Origin of the sequence: Bacillus sp. FJAT-42376 (genome assembly GCF_003816055.1) — a bacterium.
Taxonomy (GTDB): Bacteria; Bacillota; Bacilli; order Bacillales; family Bacillaceae; genus Metabacillus_B.
Window position 1 is genome coordinate 4,067,397 of sequence record NZ_CP033906.1, and the last position, 15,416, is coordinate 4,082,812.

General features: G+C 45.4%; 17 protein-coding genes. 3 read left to right on the plus strand and 14 right to left on the minus strand.

The window, feature by feature from the left end; genetic code table 11:
* Window positions 1-5: 5 nt before the first annotated feature.
* The 14 genes from fliW to degS form a co-directional block, all read right to left on the minus strand.
* Window positions 6-425: a flagellar assembly protein FliW gene (fliW, locus tag CEF21_RS20430; protein WP_123919588.1), complete on the minus strand. Its 420-nt coding sequence runs from the start codon at window positions 423-425 to the stop codon at window positions 6-8.
* A gap of 21 nt (window positions 426-446) precedes the next feature.
* Entirely contained in the window at window positions 447-1,016 is a 570-nt protein-coding gene (locus CEF21_RS20435) for a DUF6470 family protein (protein ID WP_123919590.1), read from the minus strand.
* 53 nt (window positions 1,017-1,069) lie between these two features.
* Window positions 1,070-1,963, minus strand: coding sequence for a flagellar hook-associated protein FlgL (flgL, locus tag CEF21_RS20440; RefSeq protein ID WP_123919592.1), 894 nt, complete (start codon window positions 1,961-1,963; stop codon window positions 1,070-1,072).
* A gap of 10 nt (window positions 1,964-1,973) precedes the next feature.
* A complete protein-coding gene (gene flgK, locus CEF21_RS20445) occupies window positions 1,974-3,527 on the minus strand; it encodes a flagellar hook-associated protein FlgK (RefSeq protein WP_123919594.1) in 1,554 nt (517 codons plus the stop codon).
* Window positions 3,528-3,545: 18 nt separating this feature from the next.
* A complete protein-coding gene (locus CEF21_RS20450; RefSeq protein ID WP_123919596.1) occupies window positions 3,546-4,028 on the minus strand; it encodes a flagellar protein FlgN in 483 nt (160 codons plus the stop codon).
* Window positions 4,029-4,046: 18 nt separating this feature from the next.
* Window positions 4,047-4,307, minus strand: coding sequence for a flagellar biosynthesis anti-sigma factor FlgM (flgM, locus tag CEF21_RS20455; RefSeq protein ID WP_123919598.1), 261 nt, complete (start codon window positions 4,305-4,307; stop codon window positions 4,047-4,049).
* Window positions 4,308-4,386: 79 nt separating this feature from the next.
* A complete protein-coding gene (locus CEF21_RS20460) occupies window positions 4,387-4,803 on the minus strand; it encodes a TIGR03826 family flagellar region protein (protein ID WP_123919600.1) in 417 nt (138 codons plus the stop codon).
* Between the two features lie 58 nt (window positions 4,804-4,861).
* Window positions 4,862-5,548, minus strand: coding sequence for a ComF family protein (locus CEF21_RS20465; RefSeq protein WP_123919602.1), 687 nt, complete (start codon window positions 5,546-5,548; stop codon window positions 4,862-4,864).
* Complete coding sequence (locus CEF21_RS20470; RefSeq protein WP_241156893.1) at window positions 5,545-6,657, minus strand: ATP-dependent helicase ComFA; 1,113 nt, start codon at window positions 6,655-6,657, stop codon at window positions 5,545-5,547. The genes CEF21_RS20465 and CEF21_RS20470 overlap by 4 nt, the downstream gene beginning before the upstream one ends.
* On the minus strand, window positions 6,657-6,806 hold the full coding sequence (locus tag CEF21_RS21670; protein WP_241156899.1) for a hypothetical protein: 150 nt from the start codon (window positions 6,804-6,806) through the stop codon (window positions 6,657-6,659). Before CEF21_RS21670 ends, CEF21_RS20470 begins: the two co-directional genes overlap by 1 nt.
* Before the next feature lie 268 nt (window positions 6,807-7,074).
* The gene (locus tag CEF21_RS20475; RefSeq protein ID WP_123919606.1) at window positions 7,075-7,446 is read right to left on the minus strand and encodes a hypothetical protein; all 372 of its coding nucleotides are present in this window, start codon (window positions 7,444-7,446) and stop codon (window positions 7,075-7,077) included.
* 191 nt (window positions 7,447-7,637) lie between these two features.
* Complete coding sequence (locus tag CEF21_RS20480; RefSeq protein WP_123920467.1) at window positions 7,638-8,480, minus strand: DegV family protein; 843 nt, start codon at window positions 8,478-8,480, stop codon at window positions 7,638-7,640.
* Between the two features lie 339 nt (window positions 8,481-8,819).
* Entirely contained in the window at window positions 8,820-9,503 is a 684-nt protein-coding gene (gene degU / locus CEF21_RS20485) for a two-component system response regulator DegU (protein WP_123920469.1), read from the minus strand.
* A gap of 190 nt (window positions 9,504-9,693) precedes the next feature.
* Window positions 9,694-10,851 (minus strand): two-component sensor histidine kinase DegS, encoded by a 1,158-nt coding sequence (gene degS / locus CEF21_RS20490; RefSeq protein ID WP_123919608.1) that lies wholly within the window; start codon window positions 10,849-10,851, stop codon window positions 9,694-9,696.
* Between the two features lie 177 nt (window positions 10,852-11,028).
* On the opposite strand from degS, the gene CEF21_RS20495 reads away from it, so the two are divergent.
* From CEF21_RS20495 to CEF21_RS20505, 3 genes are all read left to right on the plus strand, one after another.
* Complete coding sequence (locus CEF21_RS20495; protein WP_123919610.1) at window positions 11,029-11,664, plus strand: YigZ family protein; 636 nt, start codon at window positions 11,029-11,031, stop codon at window positions 11,662-11,664.
* A gap of 11 nt (window positions 11,665-11,675) precedes the next feature.
* Complete coding sequence (locus CEF21_RS20500; RefSeq protein ID WP_123919612.1) at window positions 11,676-12,710, plus strand: LCP family protein; 1,035 nt, start codon at window positions 11,676-11,678, stop codon at window positions 12,708-12,710.
* Between the two features lie 267 nt (window positions 12,711-12,977).
* Window positions 12,978-15,413 carry an N-acetylmuramoyl-L-alanine amidase gene (locus tag CEF21_RS20505; protein ID WP_123919614.1) on the plus strand — a complete coding sequence of 812 codons (2,436 nt, stop codon included), beginning with the start codon at window positions 12,978-12,980 and terminating at the stop codon, window positions 15,411-15,413.
* Window positions 15,414-15,416 lie beyond the last annotated feature (3 nt).

Here is a 15,416-nt window from a genome sequence, read left to right on the forward strand (position 1 = left end):
CCTCCCTATTGCACGATGCTGTGCTTGGTTTTGTAGGATGGGTGGTTCAGGATGACTTGTTTCGCTTGTTTTGTCTGTTCGTTCACGATGATGGGCCCTTGCAGGTTGGCCGTCGATTGTTCGAATGGATCCTGGACTGTCAGGATGACCATAATTTGAACTTGATTGACGTCTTCAATTTTTAATGCTTCCACTGTATTTTCGTCGAGATCAAACTCATAGTCTTTGAAAAATAGAAAAGGGTTTGTTACGACGAATGCAAGTTCAGCTGTTGTGGCAGATTGAAGAATTAAGAAGGGAGAGCCTTCTTCTAATGGAAGAATGACAAACTCTTTTTCCGATGCAAATCCAGGGATTCCAGCTTCAAATTTTAGAATTTGAGAGTCATCGACTTCTACTTCCCCATGATATTTTGTGTTTAGCATGTTGTCCCACCTCTTTTTTCATTATACCTTGATGTCGATGGTTACGAAATCAATTGTAAGATTCGGATGTTGAAGCATATCTACTTGGACTTTCCCAGGTGTGTAGTCCAGAATTGGTTTATTTTGCTGAACTTCAATAATTGGTTTGCGAGGCTGGACGTCTATTTTCACTTTCGCCGGTTCATAATTTACTTTTACACTTCCAGCACGGGGAATGAATCCAATATTAAAATCATACACGGGAGATTCGCTGTTTTGTTTGGCCTGATCAGGAATCGGATTGCCTCCATATTCAATTCGCATAAGCTCGTCCCCTTGCGCTGAGACTCTAGCCATTCCATCGAGCCAGTCCTGATAGCCTTGCTGGGCAAATTCCTGAATTCTCCTTGAGATGCTTTTGAGGTCCACATCTGCTCGTGCTTCCGTCGTATCAATGGACAGCTGACCTATCGTTGTTTCAATGGATAGATCGGCTTTTGGCTGCTGAATGGAAAGATCAGCTTTGGGCTGCTGCTGTTCCATTTTAGCTGAAATCGTCGTTAAACCGATTCTGCCTTGTGTGCTTTGTATTCGAATTTGCGGAATCTGCATGTGTTTTCAGCTCCTAAACGAAAAGCTGTCTTAAGAAAGACAGCTCCGGTGTATTATCTTAGGAAATCCATGAGCGTAGGCTGAATGATTCTGGAGCTTACGCTTAGTGCTGCGCGGTGGATGCTTTCCTGCATTTTAAGGTCGGTGATGACGCGTTCGATGTCAGCGTCTTCGTTGTCAGAAAGAATCCGGTTGGCCGTTACTTCCTGCTGGCCGATGCGGTCGTCAATCAGCTCAAGACGGTTGTAGCGCGCACCAAGCTTCGCCCGCTCAGCATTCAGTTTATCAAAGTGTTCATCTAAATTAGAAAGGAGCTGATCCCCCTTCGTCATTGTTTCGTTGGTGTTGATGTCATCAACAATTCCCTGCAGCGTTTGGAATAGATTAGCGCCTGTTCCGCCGATTTTCCCTCCGAATGCTTCAAGGGCATTCACGTTTACTTCTAATTCCACACCTTTTGATACAGATATTTTATAATCAGCGGCCGCTGGATTAAAAGTACCCGCTGCATCTACCGGCGCGCTATCCGTTTTCGTCCCGTTAAAAATATATCGGCCTGCAACCTGGGTATTCGCCACCCCCTGGAGATCCTTTTTCAGCTGTTCAATCTCTACTCCAATAGCCTTTACATCCTCAGGGCTGTTTGAGCCGTTTTTCGCCTGCAGCAGAAGTTCGCGTGCACGCTGCACAACCTGAGTAGTATGCTCAATGCCGCCTTCTGAGTTCTCCATCCATTGGTAGGCTTCTGAGAGATTCCGTTTATATTGCTCTACTTCCGTTAAATTCGTACGGTATTGCATCCCTTTCATTGCGACAACCGGGTCGTCGGAAGGACGGTTAATTTTCTTGCCTGTTGAAAGCTGGTCCTGCAGGCTGCCCATACGGCCATAGCTGCTGCTGATTTGTCTTAATGAATTATTTGCGAGCATTCCTTGTGTTACGCGCATGCTTTGTCACCTACAGTCCCATTTTATTGATAATCGTGTCCAGCAGCTGATCCTGCATCGTAATCATGCGGGCAGATGCGTTGTAAGCGTGCTGGAATTGAATCATGTTTGTCATTTCTTCATCGAGTGAAACGGCGCTGACTGATTGGCGTCGGGATTCTACTGAGTCCTTCAGCGTGTTTGTATTGTTCAGCATTCTCTCGGCTTCCTGCGCATCTACCGCCATACCGCCGATCATGCCTTCGTAAAAGGTTTGGAAAGTGGCACTATTAGGAAGATCTGTGAGTTTTCCGTTTTTCACTTCCGCAAGCTTCAGCGCATTAGAGCCGTCTCCCGCTGTAGGGTTAGGACCTTGAGCAGCTGCAATATAATCCGTAGATGTCATGATGATATCCGCTACTTTAATTCCTTCGGCACCTGTTTTTCCTGATTTGAAATCAAAAAAGTCATAGCCTGTTCCATTGGCAGGAGGGGTTTTAAACTGGTTTAAATTATATCCTGCTTTATGAATGGCATTAAATTCCTTAACGAATGCATTAGCCAGATCATCCAGATCCTTAATCATTTCCACATAGGCGCCTTTGGAGGTGCCGTTATCGGCATAGCCATGTGACTGAATAAGTCCCTGGATTTTCCCGGTATTCTGCACATTACCGATTGCGATTGTTTTCATATCTGTGTTTGTTGGCGGATCCGGCACTTCGTCAAGTTGGAAGGAGGTGACCATGCCGTTTGCATCATAGCTAACGCTAAAGCTTGCAGCCGTCTGATTGGCTCCATCAACAAGCTTTCCAACACCGGTAATCCCGTCCTTACCAACAAGCTCAACCGTTACGACACCCTCTGCTATTTTAAGCGCATTGCCGCCCGGTTTCACTGGATACGAAACCTTTACAGGGACAAGGTTTGACAGAGTATCAATCAATCTGTCACGTTCATCATATAAATCATTAGGCAAATATCCGTGAGGTTCAACTTCAGAGATTTGCTTATTAATATTGTTCAATTGTGTGGCGATCGATTCTACCTGCAGGGCTGTTGTATCCATTTGGGTCTTTAAATCTTTTTGTACACCTTTCAATGATGTTGATAAATACTGAAACGTATCGGCTACGGCAATTCCACGCTGCTGAACAACAGACCGTGCACCTGAGTTCGTTGGGTTTGCAGCTAAATCCTGCATCGATTGCCAGAAACGGTCCATTGTTTTGGAAAGTCCGGCCTCAGATGGTTCATTCATAATTTCTTCCATCTTTAAAAGCGCTTCGGAGCGCGCTTCGTAAAAACCGGTTTTCATATTTTCCCCGCGATACTGTGTATCCAGAAACTTGTCGCGAATCCGTTCAACGGTGTCTCCCTCCACACCGGTTCCCATCTGCCCCGGAATTTTCGGCATATCAAGACCCGGATATGGATAAGCTTCAGTAGCTTTAAACGTAACCCGCTGGCGTGTGTACCCAGGCGTATTCGCATTTGAAATATTCTGTCCTGTCGTATAAAGCGCCGACTGCTGCGCGGTCATTCCGCGTTTCGATATTTCCAGTCCTGCAAAGGTTGAACCCATCTTTGATCTCCTCCAGATTTAAGCTTTCGAATCAAAGAGGGATCTTCGATTCGGTTCGTTTTTTTTCATCGTGTCCGGCCGCTGATAGTTGGGGACCTGTTCTCTCGGCATCAGCATGTCCAGAGACATGGTGACAAACTGCAGGGCTGACTGCGTCATTTGCTGATTCAGCTGGTTGGCCGCCTTCAGCTTGTCCATGACCTCTTTAAATTCTTCTTTCAGTTCAGAAAGGCGTTCTTTTTCAGCGCCTTCCGCTTTTTCCGCGCATGCGGCGAGCGTCAAATCCGTATGCCGTCCAAGAAACTGGGAAGCCAGAGTCATGCGCTCTGCTTCTGTCTGTTTAATGACCTGCACGAGAACCTGTTCCTGCTGCAATACCTGCTTCAGCTCATCCATCTGATTGTGCTTCAGCTGATCTGTCTTTTTTAAAGCGGTCTGGTACAAATCCAGATGCAGCTCAAGGAGCCTTTCGAGTGTAAGTATGAGCGTGCCAGCCTGCATGGCGGTTCCTCCTTCGTATTACTGCTTATAAAAATCTGCGAATTTGCGGGCGATTTCTGCCGGCTTGATTTCATACGTTCCGTTTTCAATCTTCGCTTTCAGCTGATCCAATTTTTCCTGGCGTGCTTCTGTTAGTTTGTTCGTGGATTGAAGCTCTTTTGCCGCGCTGGAAATTTCAATTTTATCCTGCTTCTTCTGGACCGCTTCAGACTTGATCACCTGTTCTGCATTTCGTTTATATGGATTGATTCCGTTCGCACCGTAATTGTTGATTTTCATTTTAACGCCTCCATCCGCGAGAGTTAACGGGTTATTTACCGTTCTTATCGTCTAGATCTCGCGCTCTTTAATAGCATTTTTACTTTTTGGGAGAAATGGAGTAGTAGGTTTTTTTCTCCTCATGGGCCATTAGACGCTGGTGCTCCTCCTCACGTTGGAGCTGATCAATCTGATCGTACAGGCCTTTTGTACAGGAAGAACATAATTTCCCTTCCCGGATCATGTTCCCGCATTTATCGCATGGATAACCGAGGTTCGGAAAATTGGATAGCTGAAGTCTTCCGAGACGGATGAATTTCAGAATGATCTCTTCCGGTACCCCGGTTCCGTTCACAACTTCTTCAAGCCTGGCTTTCCGGTTCTCACGCTTGCGCAGGAATCCGTACACCAATTCAAATTGAGCTTCTTCTATTTTAAAGCAATCCGCACAAACCGTGCGAAATTGTGTCTGGACAAAGAGAGCATTGCATTTCGGGCAATTCGCTAACTCGTTCATTTTGTATTCTCCTCTTTATCTTACTCTACTTTTAGTATCGGATGAAGTCCGGAAACCTTTAGCCTCTGATTAAAGTAAGAGAGGAAATCTCTGCTGCGCCCGCTTCCTTCAAAAGCTTTGCTGCCTGATAGACTGTGTTTCCTGTTGTATAAATGTCGTCCACAATCACAATATCGCACCCTTGAATATCCACCTCTGGATTGGTGGCAAAAAGTGGGACTCCTAAAAGACGTTCCTTCCTCGATTTTTTAGACTGTTTTTCTGAAGTCAGCCTGATTAAAGGATGCAGGATTGGACGCCGGATCTTTGCTGAAATCAATTCAGCCTGATTAAATCCCCTTTCCATCAGCCTCTCCTCGGACAATGGAATCGGGACTAGAATGGCCTTCCTGGAAATCTTCTTCGACGCTTCCCTGATATCCTGTTCAAACAAGCGGATGAGCTCGGCATCTCCACGGAATTTGAACAAGTTCATGATTTCTTTCACGGAATCTGTGTAGGAATAAATAGACCGGTTTCGGGTAAACAATCCTTTGTATTCCCCGTTTTCCTCCCAGCGGACACAATCCCGGCAAAGGGCCTCGCTCTCCATCGGCCGTCCGCATTTCGTGCAGACCGGCCCCGCTATTTTGCTTAGCTTTTCTGAACAGGGCCCGCATGCCACCGGATCCGGATCTGTTCCGAGAAGCATTCCCCATGTCACCTGCTCCAGCATTTTGCTGTGGCAGAGAATGCACCAGCTCAATTCAGCGCCTCCCTGTTCATTTTCTCAATATGCTTTTTGGCTGCAATCATGGCATGGGTCTTTCCATAATGAAAAAACACCACGTCACCCGATGGAAAATCTTTATGGCGGCCCACCCTGCCGGCAATTTGAACAAGGGCGCTTTCCGTGAAAATATCCTCTTCCGCGCCCAAAACAGCCACATCCGAATTCGGAACCGTCACTCCCCGCTCAAGAATCGTCGTTGTCACAATGACGGGAGAAACCCCATCCCGGAACCGTTGCACCTTTTCCTTCCGTTCAGGATCCTCTGAATGAACACCTTCTATAGAAGGGTTGAGGTTTTTTAGAATGGCCGTAACCTGGTTCAGAGCAGGAATGTTCGGTACAAAAACAAAAGCCTGTTTTTTTATTTCGAGATGATTTTTGATCCAAAGGAGGAGCGATTTCGGGAGCTTTTGGCGTTGAAGACGTCCTTTCCAACTGCCAATCCACTGAAAGTTTGGAACCGGCAGCGGATGTCCGTGGTAGCGGCCGGGGATGCGGATAGAGGGAAGCTGTTTGGACAGTGCGCGCTTTTGCATCTCTTTTGAAGGGGTGGCTGTAAGAAAAACAAGCGCACTCTCTGGTTTCCTCGCCTTCTCTGCCGCTTCCTTCAGCGTCGCATCCGCAGAGAAAGGAAAGGCATCCACTTCATCAATAATGAGGCAATCAAACGTTTGTTTAAACCGGAAAAGCTGATGGGTCGTGGATAAAATAAGGCTCGAGGATTTGTACCGATCCTCGCTTCCTCCGTATAACGCAACGGCATCTGCATGCGGAAAGGCCTGCTTGAATCGTGGATAAAGTTCGAGCACGACATCGGTTCTCGGTGTGGCGAGACAGACACGCTTGTTTTCCTTGAGCGCTTGATTAATGCCTTCAAACAGGATTTCAGTTTTCCCCGCTCCGCAAACCGCCCAGACGAGAAGCTCGGTCCGGTTCACGACCGCTTCCTTAATCAGGCTGGATGCATTCTTCTGTAAAGGAGAGAGCGTACCGTTCCAGCTTAAACCTGTAGAGGAGTGTGAATGGAGATGTTCCGGTCCGCTCCAGCTATAAAGGGTCTCGCATTCGCTCACCCTTCCCATCATGATGCATGAGCGGCAGTAGGTGCATCGCTTGCCGCACTTGGCACAGGGAAAGAAAGCGAATAGGTGACGCTGTTGATTGAGGCAGCGGCTGCATTGATATCTTCCGTTTGTTCGGGTGACACCTTTTTCTGGTCTGATGAATTCATTTTGGAGGTCTTCTGCCGGGAATGGGATTTCGGAAGCCAGGAGGTGGCGGCCTGATAGGAATTCCTGAAGATTGTTCATACTTGTTTACTCCTTTTTGGCCTAGTATGATGGAGAAAAGACCTTTTGTCTAAGGAGTAAAACTTCTTTTTATATAATAAAAATCAGCCTTTCCCTGTGAACAACAAAGTTAATGGAAAGAATGAAGCTTCATAAAGTAATAATAAGCATTTTTATGTGCCTCCTGAATGTCAACGATACCGAAGAAGATCATGAGGATGGGCTGGAGTGCAAAAAATGGACGGCCTTGATTTTTTTCCTTTTGTATAAAACAACTCCGATGACCGTAATAAGCAATAGGTGGACTGCATGTACAATCATTTTCGCAGCCACTAAATCCAAATTCCCAACCTCCTCTTTGTATGCTTGAAAGTCCTCCTCATTTTCTTTCCCTTTTGGAACGGTCACCATTTCCCCCTTATATCCAATCTTCTGACTATCTTCTTCTCCTATCGTTTGAATATAAAGGAATCCCCCGCCCCTTTCTTCAAATGTTCTGTTACCTGATGAATCAACATGCTTTTTAATTCCGCATGCTGCTAAACAGGCCATCAGCAAGACTGCGATAATGATTCCTTTCACGTTATCCTCCCTATCGTTCCAATAATATCCACATACCCAACAGCCTGTTCTTTTTAACCAAACGGCTATGTTAAAGCGTAATGATGATTTATAACGCCCGTTGATTGAAGCGAGCGCCTGGAGCGGAAATTAACAGCCAAGTTTAAAAAGCTAACACAAAAAAACAACCAGCCAAATGACTGATTGCTTCTTTACTCCATATACCATCCCAGTCCAAGCGCGCCTTCCCCCAGATGGGTTCCGATCACAGCTCCAAAATAACTGAGGTAAAACTTCACGTGAGGATATTTCGCTTCAAGCTCTGCTTTCATTTCCTTTGCCTCTTCGGGACGGTTCCCGTGAATCACGGCTGCTCTCATCGGGACGCCGAGTTTCGCATCTTCCTCGAAAAGCTCATAGATGCGGTTGACCGCTCTTTTTCTCGTTCTGATTTTTTCAAACGGAACGATAACTTTGTCTTCAAAGTGAAGAAGCGGTTTCACCTGAAGCAGACTTCCAATCAGTGCCTGAGCCCCGTTCAAGCGTCCCCCACGCTGGAGGTTGGAAAGGTCGTCCACCATGAAATAGGCGCGGACACTTTTTTTGATTTCTTCGAGACGCTTCATGATGTCTTCCGGATCCTTGCCATCACGGGCCATTTCGGCAGCTTCAATGACATAAAAGCCCTGCACCATGCAGCTGATTTCGGAGTCAAAGGAGAAGACTTTGATGCTGTCCGTCATGTTCCCTGCCGTGATCGAGCCGTTGTACGTTCCGCTGATTCCTGAGGACAGGTGAATGCAGATGACCGCATCGTACTGCTTCGAAAACTCTTCGAACATGTCGAGGAATTTTCCGACAGGCGGCTGAGAAGTCGTTGGAAGCTGGTTGCGGTTTTTTACTTCTGTGTAAAAAGCTTCTGCACTCAGCTCCAGTTCTTCCTGGTAGGTTTCACTGCCGAAAATGACGCTGAGCGGGATTAAATGAATGTCCAGCTCTTTCAGCAGTTCGTTCGGTATGTAAGCTGTACTATCGGTTAAAATTGCCGTTTTCATCGTCAAAAGAAACCTTCCTTATTACGTATTTAAATAATGAGTTCAAATGATTACTCTCTATTCTATAGAACTTTACGTAAAATTTCATTAAATGTTTCATTTATTTTTGGCACGGGACACATGCTGCCTGGCATTCCCGCCTGGAAACAACATGGAAATGCGTGATATCCGCTTTGTCTTTTCAATCCCCACCCAATCGCGTCCGAACACCGCTCGACAGGCTTCTACATTTTTTTCACGTGAAACATTCTATCATAGTGGTATGGCAAAACCAAAAAAAGCTGATCCCCTAATGGACACCCGCCCACAGGTTTTCAGCTTTCCGGTCTGACCATTCAATTAGCGTACTTCCACCCAGCCGTTTTTGATTGCAACGACTACCGCTTGGGTACGGTCGTTTACGTTCATTTTCTGAAGGATGTTGGATACGTGGTTCTTTACGGTCTTTTCACTGATGAAAAGCGCTTCGCCGATTCCACGGTTGCTTTTTCCGTCTGCTAGCATTTGAAGAACTTCGCATTCGCGGCGAGTCAGAATGTGCAGCGGTCTGCGGATTTCAGGCTGAAGCTGCTGTCCGCCGCCGCCTGCACCAGTAGTCGCAAGTCTGCGGAATTCATTCACTAAGTTATGCGTCACTTTCGGGTGAAGGTATGAACCGCCATCCGCTACGACTTTGACCGCTTCAATAAGCGTGTCTGCGTCCATTTCTTTCAGAAGGTATCCTCGCGCACCTGTTTTCAGGGCACGGGTTACGTAGTTTTCATCATCATGGATGGACAAAATGATTACCTTTGTTTCCGGGTTTGCTTCAACGAGCTGCTTTGTCGCTTCCACACCGTTTACGTTCGGCATATTTATATCCATAATGACCGTGTCCGGCTTATGCTCTTCTACAAGACGCATTGCCTCATCACCGTCGTCACCTTCTGCTACAACTTCAAAGCTTGGTTCAAAATCAAGAATACGTTTTACGCCTTCTCTGAATAACTGATGATCATCAATGATTACAATTCTTGTTTTCATGGTCACTAATACGCCTCCCCACTCACTTCATTCTAGTCCAATCCTCATACCTACCGTCAATGAGCCTTTTGTCGCTAGTTTCCTGCTTTCCCGCAGCGCAGAAACCCCGCAATAACAAGACTTTTTCCTTACCTTTTTCTAAATAATTCCCTATTTCAATGGTAGAGCATGATTCAAACAATTGATACATCTAAAATATGGAAGGAACTTTAATCATAATGGTTGTGCCTCTTCCAATTTTCGAATCAATATCCATGGTGCCATCCAGCAATTCGACACGTTCTTTCATTCCCACAAGGCCAAACGATTTGTTCCTTTTCTCCTTCAGCTCACTGAAGTCAAACCCGCTGCCGTCATCCTTGATCAGCAGGTTCACGTATTCCTGGGATACTTCCACTTTGACTGAAATTTCTTTCGCTTGTGCATGCTTCAGGGCGTTCGTTACAGCTTCCTGAGCGAGACGGAAAAGGGCTACTTCAAATCTCGGCGGAAGCCTTCTTTCTTCTGCTTCACCGTAGCTTTGGAAGTGCATTTTCGTTTTGCCGTTGTATTCTTCAATCGTATGTAAGTATTTTCTCAAGGTCGGGATTAATCCAAGATCATCCAGCGCCATAGGCCGAAGGTCGTAAATAATTCTCCTCACTTCATATAGAGCGTTGCGGACATTCTGGCGAAGATTGCGGATTTCCTTGAATCCTTCTTCGGTACCGCGATCCCTGAAAATGCGTTCGAGCAATTCAGAGCGCATCATAACATTTGCGAGCATTTGCGCAGGTCCGTCATGGATTTCCCGCGATACCCGCTTGCGTTCCTCTTCCTGCGCTTCAATAATCCGAAGACCGAAGTCCTGCTTCGCCTGCGCATCCTCAAGGAGCATTCCAACCTGGCGCAAATCCTGGCTCAGATAATTAAGGACGACTCCGATTTGAGTCACAAGCGCTTCTGACCGTTCAATGATTTCCTGAAGCCCTAGCAGCCTTCTTTCAAGCTCATCCCGCCTGTCACGGAGCTGTTTTTCGCGGTGCTGCATCGTCGTCAGTTCAACCTGAAGGGCATGAGCTCTCTCATACGCTTCCCGTATTTCATTTTCTGTAAACCGGTTGAAATTTTTGCTGACCTCTGACAGTCTTTTTCTTGCATGCCTCGCCTGAATCTCAAGCTTATCCCCCGCCTCAATGACATCATTGACCTGGGTTTTGATGACAGCCAGTTCCTCTACAAGTGATTCATATTGGGTGCGGGACTGTTCGCCGATCGCGAAAATCTCCCCTTTGCTCCCGTCTACAGTCGAGATCATTTTATTCAGGATTTCATCGAGCAAAACGCTATCCAGCTTTTTGGTATTCACCAGAAATTACCTCCGTTGCTGTAAATGTCATGATTATGTTATGAGATTGTGATTGAAGTCATATATGTGCCGCTATATAATGGAATAATGCAAGTGTAAAAAATGCTCGCAATTTGCAGAAAAATCTGATGGAGCAAGCATACTGTTTTTCCCGTACAAGCCAGGAGGTGTCCAAACATGCTTTCTACTTATTATACAGCAAAAGGCAGCGGAGAGCATGAGATAATCATCCAGAAATCGCGATTTATCTGCTATATAAGCCGGGTTGAGACTGAAGAAGAAGCCATCCGGTTTATTCAGGAAATCAAGAAAAAGCACCATAATGCCAATCATAATTGTTCTGCCTATTTAATAGGAGAAAGAGATGAAATTCAAAAGGCGAACGATGACGGCGAGCCTACCGGAACAGCCGGTGTTCCTATGCTTGAAGTCCTGAAAAAACGCGGACTTAAGGACACCGCCGCAGTCGTTACCCGCTATTTCGGCGGCATTAAGCTCGGCGGAGGCGGCTTGATCCGCGCATATGGACAGTCTGTTTCAGAAGGATTGAACCATACAGGTATAGTAGAGCGTAAATTAATGAGAATTATGCATACTAAAATTGACTATACATGGCTTGGAAAGCTCGAAAATGAGCTTCGGTCATCCGAATACCTCATTAAAGATATACATTATTTGAACGATGTTGAAATTGAAACGTATGTTGCATCAGATCAAACGGAAACCTTCACCAAGTGGATGACAGAACTGACAAACGGCCAAAGCGAAATTACGCAAGGAGATGTCACGTATTTGGAAGAAGAGGTTAGTTAGGAGAAGATGGTATGGCTGAGTATAGACGCGTAGTCCGGAAGAAAAAAAAGAAAAAGTCGGTTTTTAAACGGATTCTCCTGTTCCTGCTGCTGATTTTGCTTGCAGGAGGCGCCTACACGGCCTATGTTGTCGTATCGGCGATGCAGGCCGCGGATAAATCGTATTCAAGTCTTGAAAGAGGCGATAAATCAGAGCTTCGCGAACAAGCCGTTGAACTTGCAAAAGATCCTGTATCCATATTAATTATGGGGGTGGAGGATTATTCCACCGGGGGCAAAGGCGGACGGAGCGATACACTCATTGTGATGACGCTCAATCCGAAAGATAAAACGATGAAAATGCTCAGCATCCCTCGGGACACACTTGTAAAAGTAAAAGGACACGGCGAAACGAAGATTACCCACGCTTATTCATATGGCGGCAAGGAACTCACCGTTCAAACGGTCGAGAACTTCCTTGATATCCCGATCGATTACTATGCAACCGTAAACTTTGAAGCGTTCAAGAAGGTCATAGACGAGCTTGACGGTGTAGAAGTAGATGTCCCATTTGACTTTTATGAAAAAAGTGATGTGACCGGCAAAAGAATTTATTTTAAAGAAGGCAAACAAACGCTTGACGGAGAAGAGGCACTTGCCTATGCCCGGATGAGAAAACGCGATCCGCGCGGAGACTTCGGCCGGAACGACCGTCAAAAAGAAATCATTACCGCCATTATTAAGAAAGCGACGACTCCGCAGAACATCTGGAAAGTCGATGACATTGCCAACCGCATTTCTGAAAATGTCGAAACCAATCTTCGAATATCTGAAGCGATGGGCTTCCAGCAATCCTACAGCGGATTCAAGACCGACCAGATTGACCAGCTGAAGATTGAAGGAGAAGACTTAAATCTTGAAAGCGGCTATTATTACAAACCGGACGAAGAAAAGCTGGATCTGGTAAAAGCAGAGCTTCAGGAACACCTTGAGCATAAAACCGTCAGCATCCGGGATGAACAGGATCAAAATCCCTTTGCTGAAGAAGATTCAACTAGCGGAAACTAGCCGCACAGGCCTCCTTATATTAGGAGGTCTTTTCTTTTGCAAAATAATAGTTATTTTGACCCCAACCTTAAAAGGTCCTTTTTTCTCTTGTTTTTTCTATATTGTATTTGAAAATAAAAACATTAATTATAAGGTAAATTTCCTAACAAATAAAGACAAAAACTTTAACTTTTTGTAAAAAAGTGCGAAATTATACAGACACATTATGACCTTTTTGTTAAAATAAAGACAAAAATAGCCTCTGATTCCAATTCAGAGGTTATTTTTTTGGGAGAATACTCACGGGAGGGAATACCAATCAAACGTAATAAACTGGTTAGTTCGTTCGTCTGTCTTAGCGTTTTGGCTACATGGCCTATTCAGCCAGGGCAAGCATCTGCCGCTGAATATCCTTATACAGGAGTAACGGTTTCTGGAAGCACCAGCATTCATCGGGGTGCGGAAAAGGATTACAAAATCACCAAGACTATTTCTTCAAATGAATCTGTTGCTGTGTTAAATGAATTCACAAACAAATCCAACGAAACATGGCTTCAAATCAACTATGAAGGAACAACAGGCTGGGTAATGGAATCACAGGTTAAAGAACTCGAAAAGCCTGTACCTTACGGATTTATTGCAACTGACGAAGCAGCGGTTCACCGCAGCGCAGAAACCACATCCACCGTGTCTGCCGAGCCAGGGAAAAATACGATGGTTGAAATTTCAAGCAGCTTTGTCAATAGAGAGCAGGAAATCTGGTACCAAGTAAAAACCGCTGACTGGTCTGGCTGGATCCATTCCGATCAAATTATGTTTAAGCCGGAATCATTCACTGCCTACAATACGGGCAAAAATCAGGAAGTCCGAAGCGGTGCTGCATCCAATTACAGACTGCTGCAAACCTTAAAAGAAAATGATTCAATCAAAATTACGGATTTCATTATTAACTCAGCTTCCGAACCTTATTACGGAATAGAGCTTTCTAACGGCACTAAAGGCTGGACCAATGCAGAAACACTGACTTACTCCTACCAGGCCAAGCCCTCTGCCATCCTAAAAACCGTATATGCCAAATTAAATCCAACAAATATTCACCGGTCCGCCGATTCTGCTGAACGAAAAGTTTACGAGGCTCCGATGAATGAAGAATTTGAGATTAAGAGTGAATTTACAAATAAACAAAATGAAAAATGGTACCAGGTTGAATATCAGACCGGAAAATATGGCTGGGTAAACAGCGCACATACCTCCACATCTCAGACCATTAACGGCACCTTTTATGTACAGGCGGCCGAAGCCAATGTCCGCTCTGGTGCGTCAACCGACTATAAAAAGCTCAGTACACTCACAAAGGGTACAGCTGTAAAGGTAGTCGACCAATTCACCAATAAAGCCAATGAAAAATGGTACAGAGTCCAGATCGGAAGCACCTTCGGATGGGTTTCCGCTTCCCTTTTAACCGAAAAAGCCGTGTATCTTAATACAAGCATGTATATCGGTACATACAAATCCGAGTTAAGGAAAGGCGCAGAATTCAGATATACTGTTGTTGAAAAACCTTCATATGGAAGTAAAGTTACCCTTCTATCTCAATTTATAAACAAAGATGGAGAAAAATGGGTTAATATCCAAACCGCAAGCGGCAGAAAAGGCTGGATCCCTCAATGGGAAGTCTATCAATCTCTCAGCGACCGTCCATTCGTTTACGGAAAAAGTGCGGACAGCATCCGCCGGTCCGCTGCATCTGATGCAAGAATTGTTGCTTCAGTCCAAACAGGAGATTCGCTCGTTTTTCTTCGTGAGCTGAACGGCTGGTACAATGTTGAAACGTCAACAGGCGTGCGCGGCTGGATCCCGGCAGCAAGCACCGCTGCCACCCCGCCTGCAAACCTGCTTGTTCCTCAAGTCACACAAATGGGCAGCAGCACAGAGCTTTCCTGGATAAAATCAAAAACAGCGAAAGTCAATTTCGATTTCCTTTCCGACCGCACTGCTTACATCAGCACAAAAGGACTTGCGCTAAAGATTCCTGATGTTGAAGTGCAAGGCGTAACCATCACTCAGATTGATGGGGCAATCAAAGTAACACCAGAACCTGGCTATTCCATTACCGTTCATGATAAAAAAGACCGCTTTCAGCTTCTGATCCATGAAGTCGGGGTTGCCGGAAAAACTATTGTTCTTGATGCAGGACACGGCGGAAGCGACTCTGGAGCAGTCGGTCCTACCAGGCTTTATGAAAAGGATGTTACGTTTGCTGTCACAAGGTATTTGGGCGATATCCTGAAAGAGAATGGCGCCAAGGTCATCTACACTAGAACAACGGATATTAAACCGGAATTAGATACTCGTGCAGCGATTTCTAATAATTCAGATGCCGATATTTTCATCAGCGTTCACGCCAATGCGAACGCAAACCGGAGTGCAAAAGGAACGGAAACCTATTTTAATGTGACGACCAATCCAAATGACCAAAAAAGCAGAACACTATCATCCAATATACAGCGCGAATTGGTCGAACAAATCAATACCACCAGCCGCGGAATTAAAGAAGCGGGCTTTGTTGTTATTAGAGAAAACCAACTGCCGAGTGCTTTAGTGGAGCTTGCTTTTATCTCTAATCCTAACGAAGAAACGATGCTGAGATCAGATGCTGTCAGAAGAAAAGCTGCACAGGGAATTTACAACGGTATTGAAGACTATTTTAATGGAGGCAACTAATTC

Excerpts from the sequence above, each read along its gene's own strand:
- flgM (WP_123919598.1), bottom strand. The coding sequence starts at position 4,307 with ATGAAAATCAACAATTACGGTGCGAACGGAATCAATCCATATAAACGA.
- CEF21_RS20480 (WP_123920467.1), bottom strand. The coding sequence starts at position 8,480 with ATGAAAACGGCAATTTTAACCGATAGTACAGCTTACATACCGAACGAA.
- fliW (WP_123919588.1), bottom strand. The coding sequence starts at position 425 with ATGCTAAACACAAAATATCATGGGGAAGTAGAAGTCGATGACTCTCAA.
- CEF21_RS20470 (WP_241156893.1), bottom strand. The coding sequence starts at position 6,657 with ATGGGAAGGGTGAGCGAATGCGAGACCCTTTATAGCTGGAGCGGACCG.
- CEF21_RS21670 (WP_241156899.1), bottom strand. The coding sequence starts at position 6,806 with ATGAATTCATCAGACCAGAAAAAGGTGTCACCCGAACAAACGGAAGAT.
- flgK (WP_123919594.1), bottom strand. The coding sequence starts at position 3,527 with ATGGGTTCAACCTTTGCAGGACTGGAAATATCGAAACGCGGAATGACC.
- flgL (WP_123919592.1), bottom strand. The coding sequence starts at position 1,963 with ATGCGCGTAACACAAGGAATGCTCGCAAATAATTCATTAAGACAAATC.
- CEF21_RS20460 (WP_123919600.1), bottom strand. The coding sequence starts at position 4,803 with ATGAACGAGTTAGCGAATTGCCCGAAATGCAATGCTCTCTTTGTCCAG.
- CEF21_RS20500 (WP_123919612.1), top strand. The coding sequence starts at position 11,676 with ATGGCTGAGTATAGACGCGTAGTCCGGAAGAAAAAAAAGAAAAAGTCG.
- CEF21_RS20435 (WP_123919590.1), bottom strand. The coding sequence starts at position 1,016 with ATGCAGATTCCGCAAATTCGAATACAAAGCACACAAGGCAGAATCGGT.
- CEF21_RS20450 (WP_123919596.1), bottom strand. The coding sequence starts at position 4,028 with ATGCAGGCTGGCACGCTCATACTTACACTCGAAAGGCTCCTTGAGCTG.
- CEF21_RS20495 (WP_123919610.1), top strand. The coding sequence starts at position 11,029 with ATGCTTTCTACTTATTATACAGCAAAAGGCAGCGGAGAGCATGAGATA.
- degU (WP_123920469.1), bottom strand. The coding sequence starts at position 9,503 with ATGAAAACAAGAATTGTAATCATTGATGATCATCAGTTATTCAGAGAA.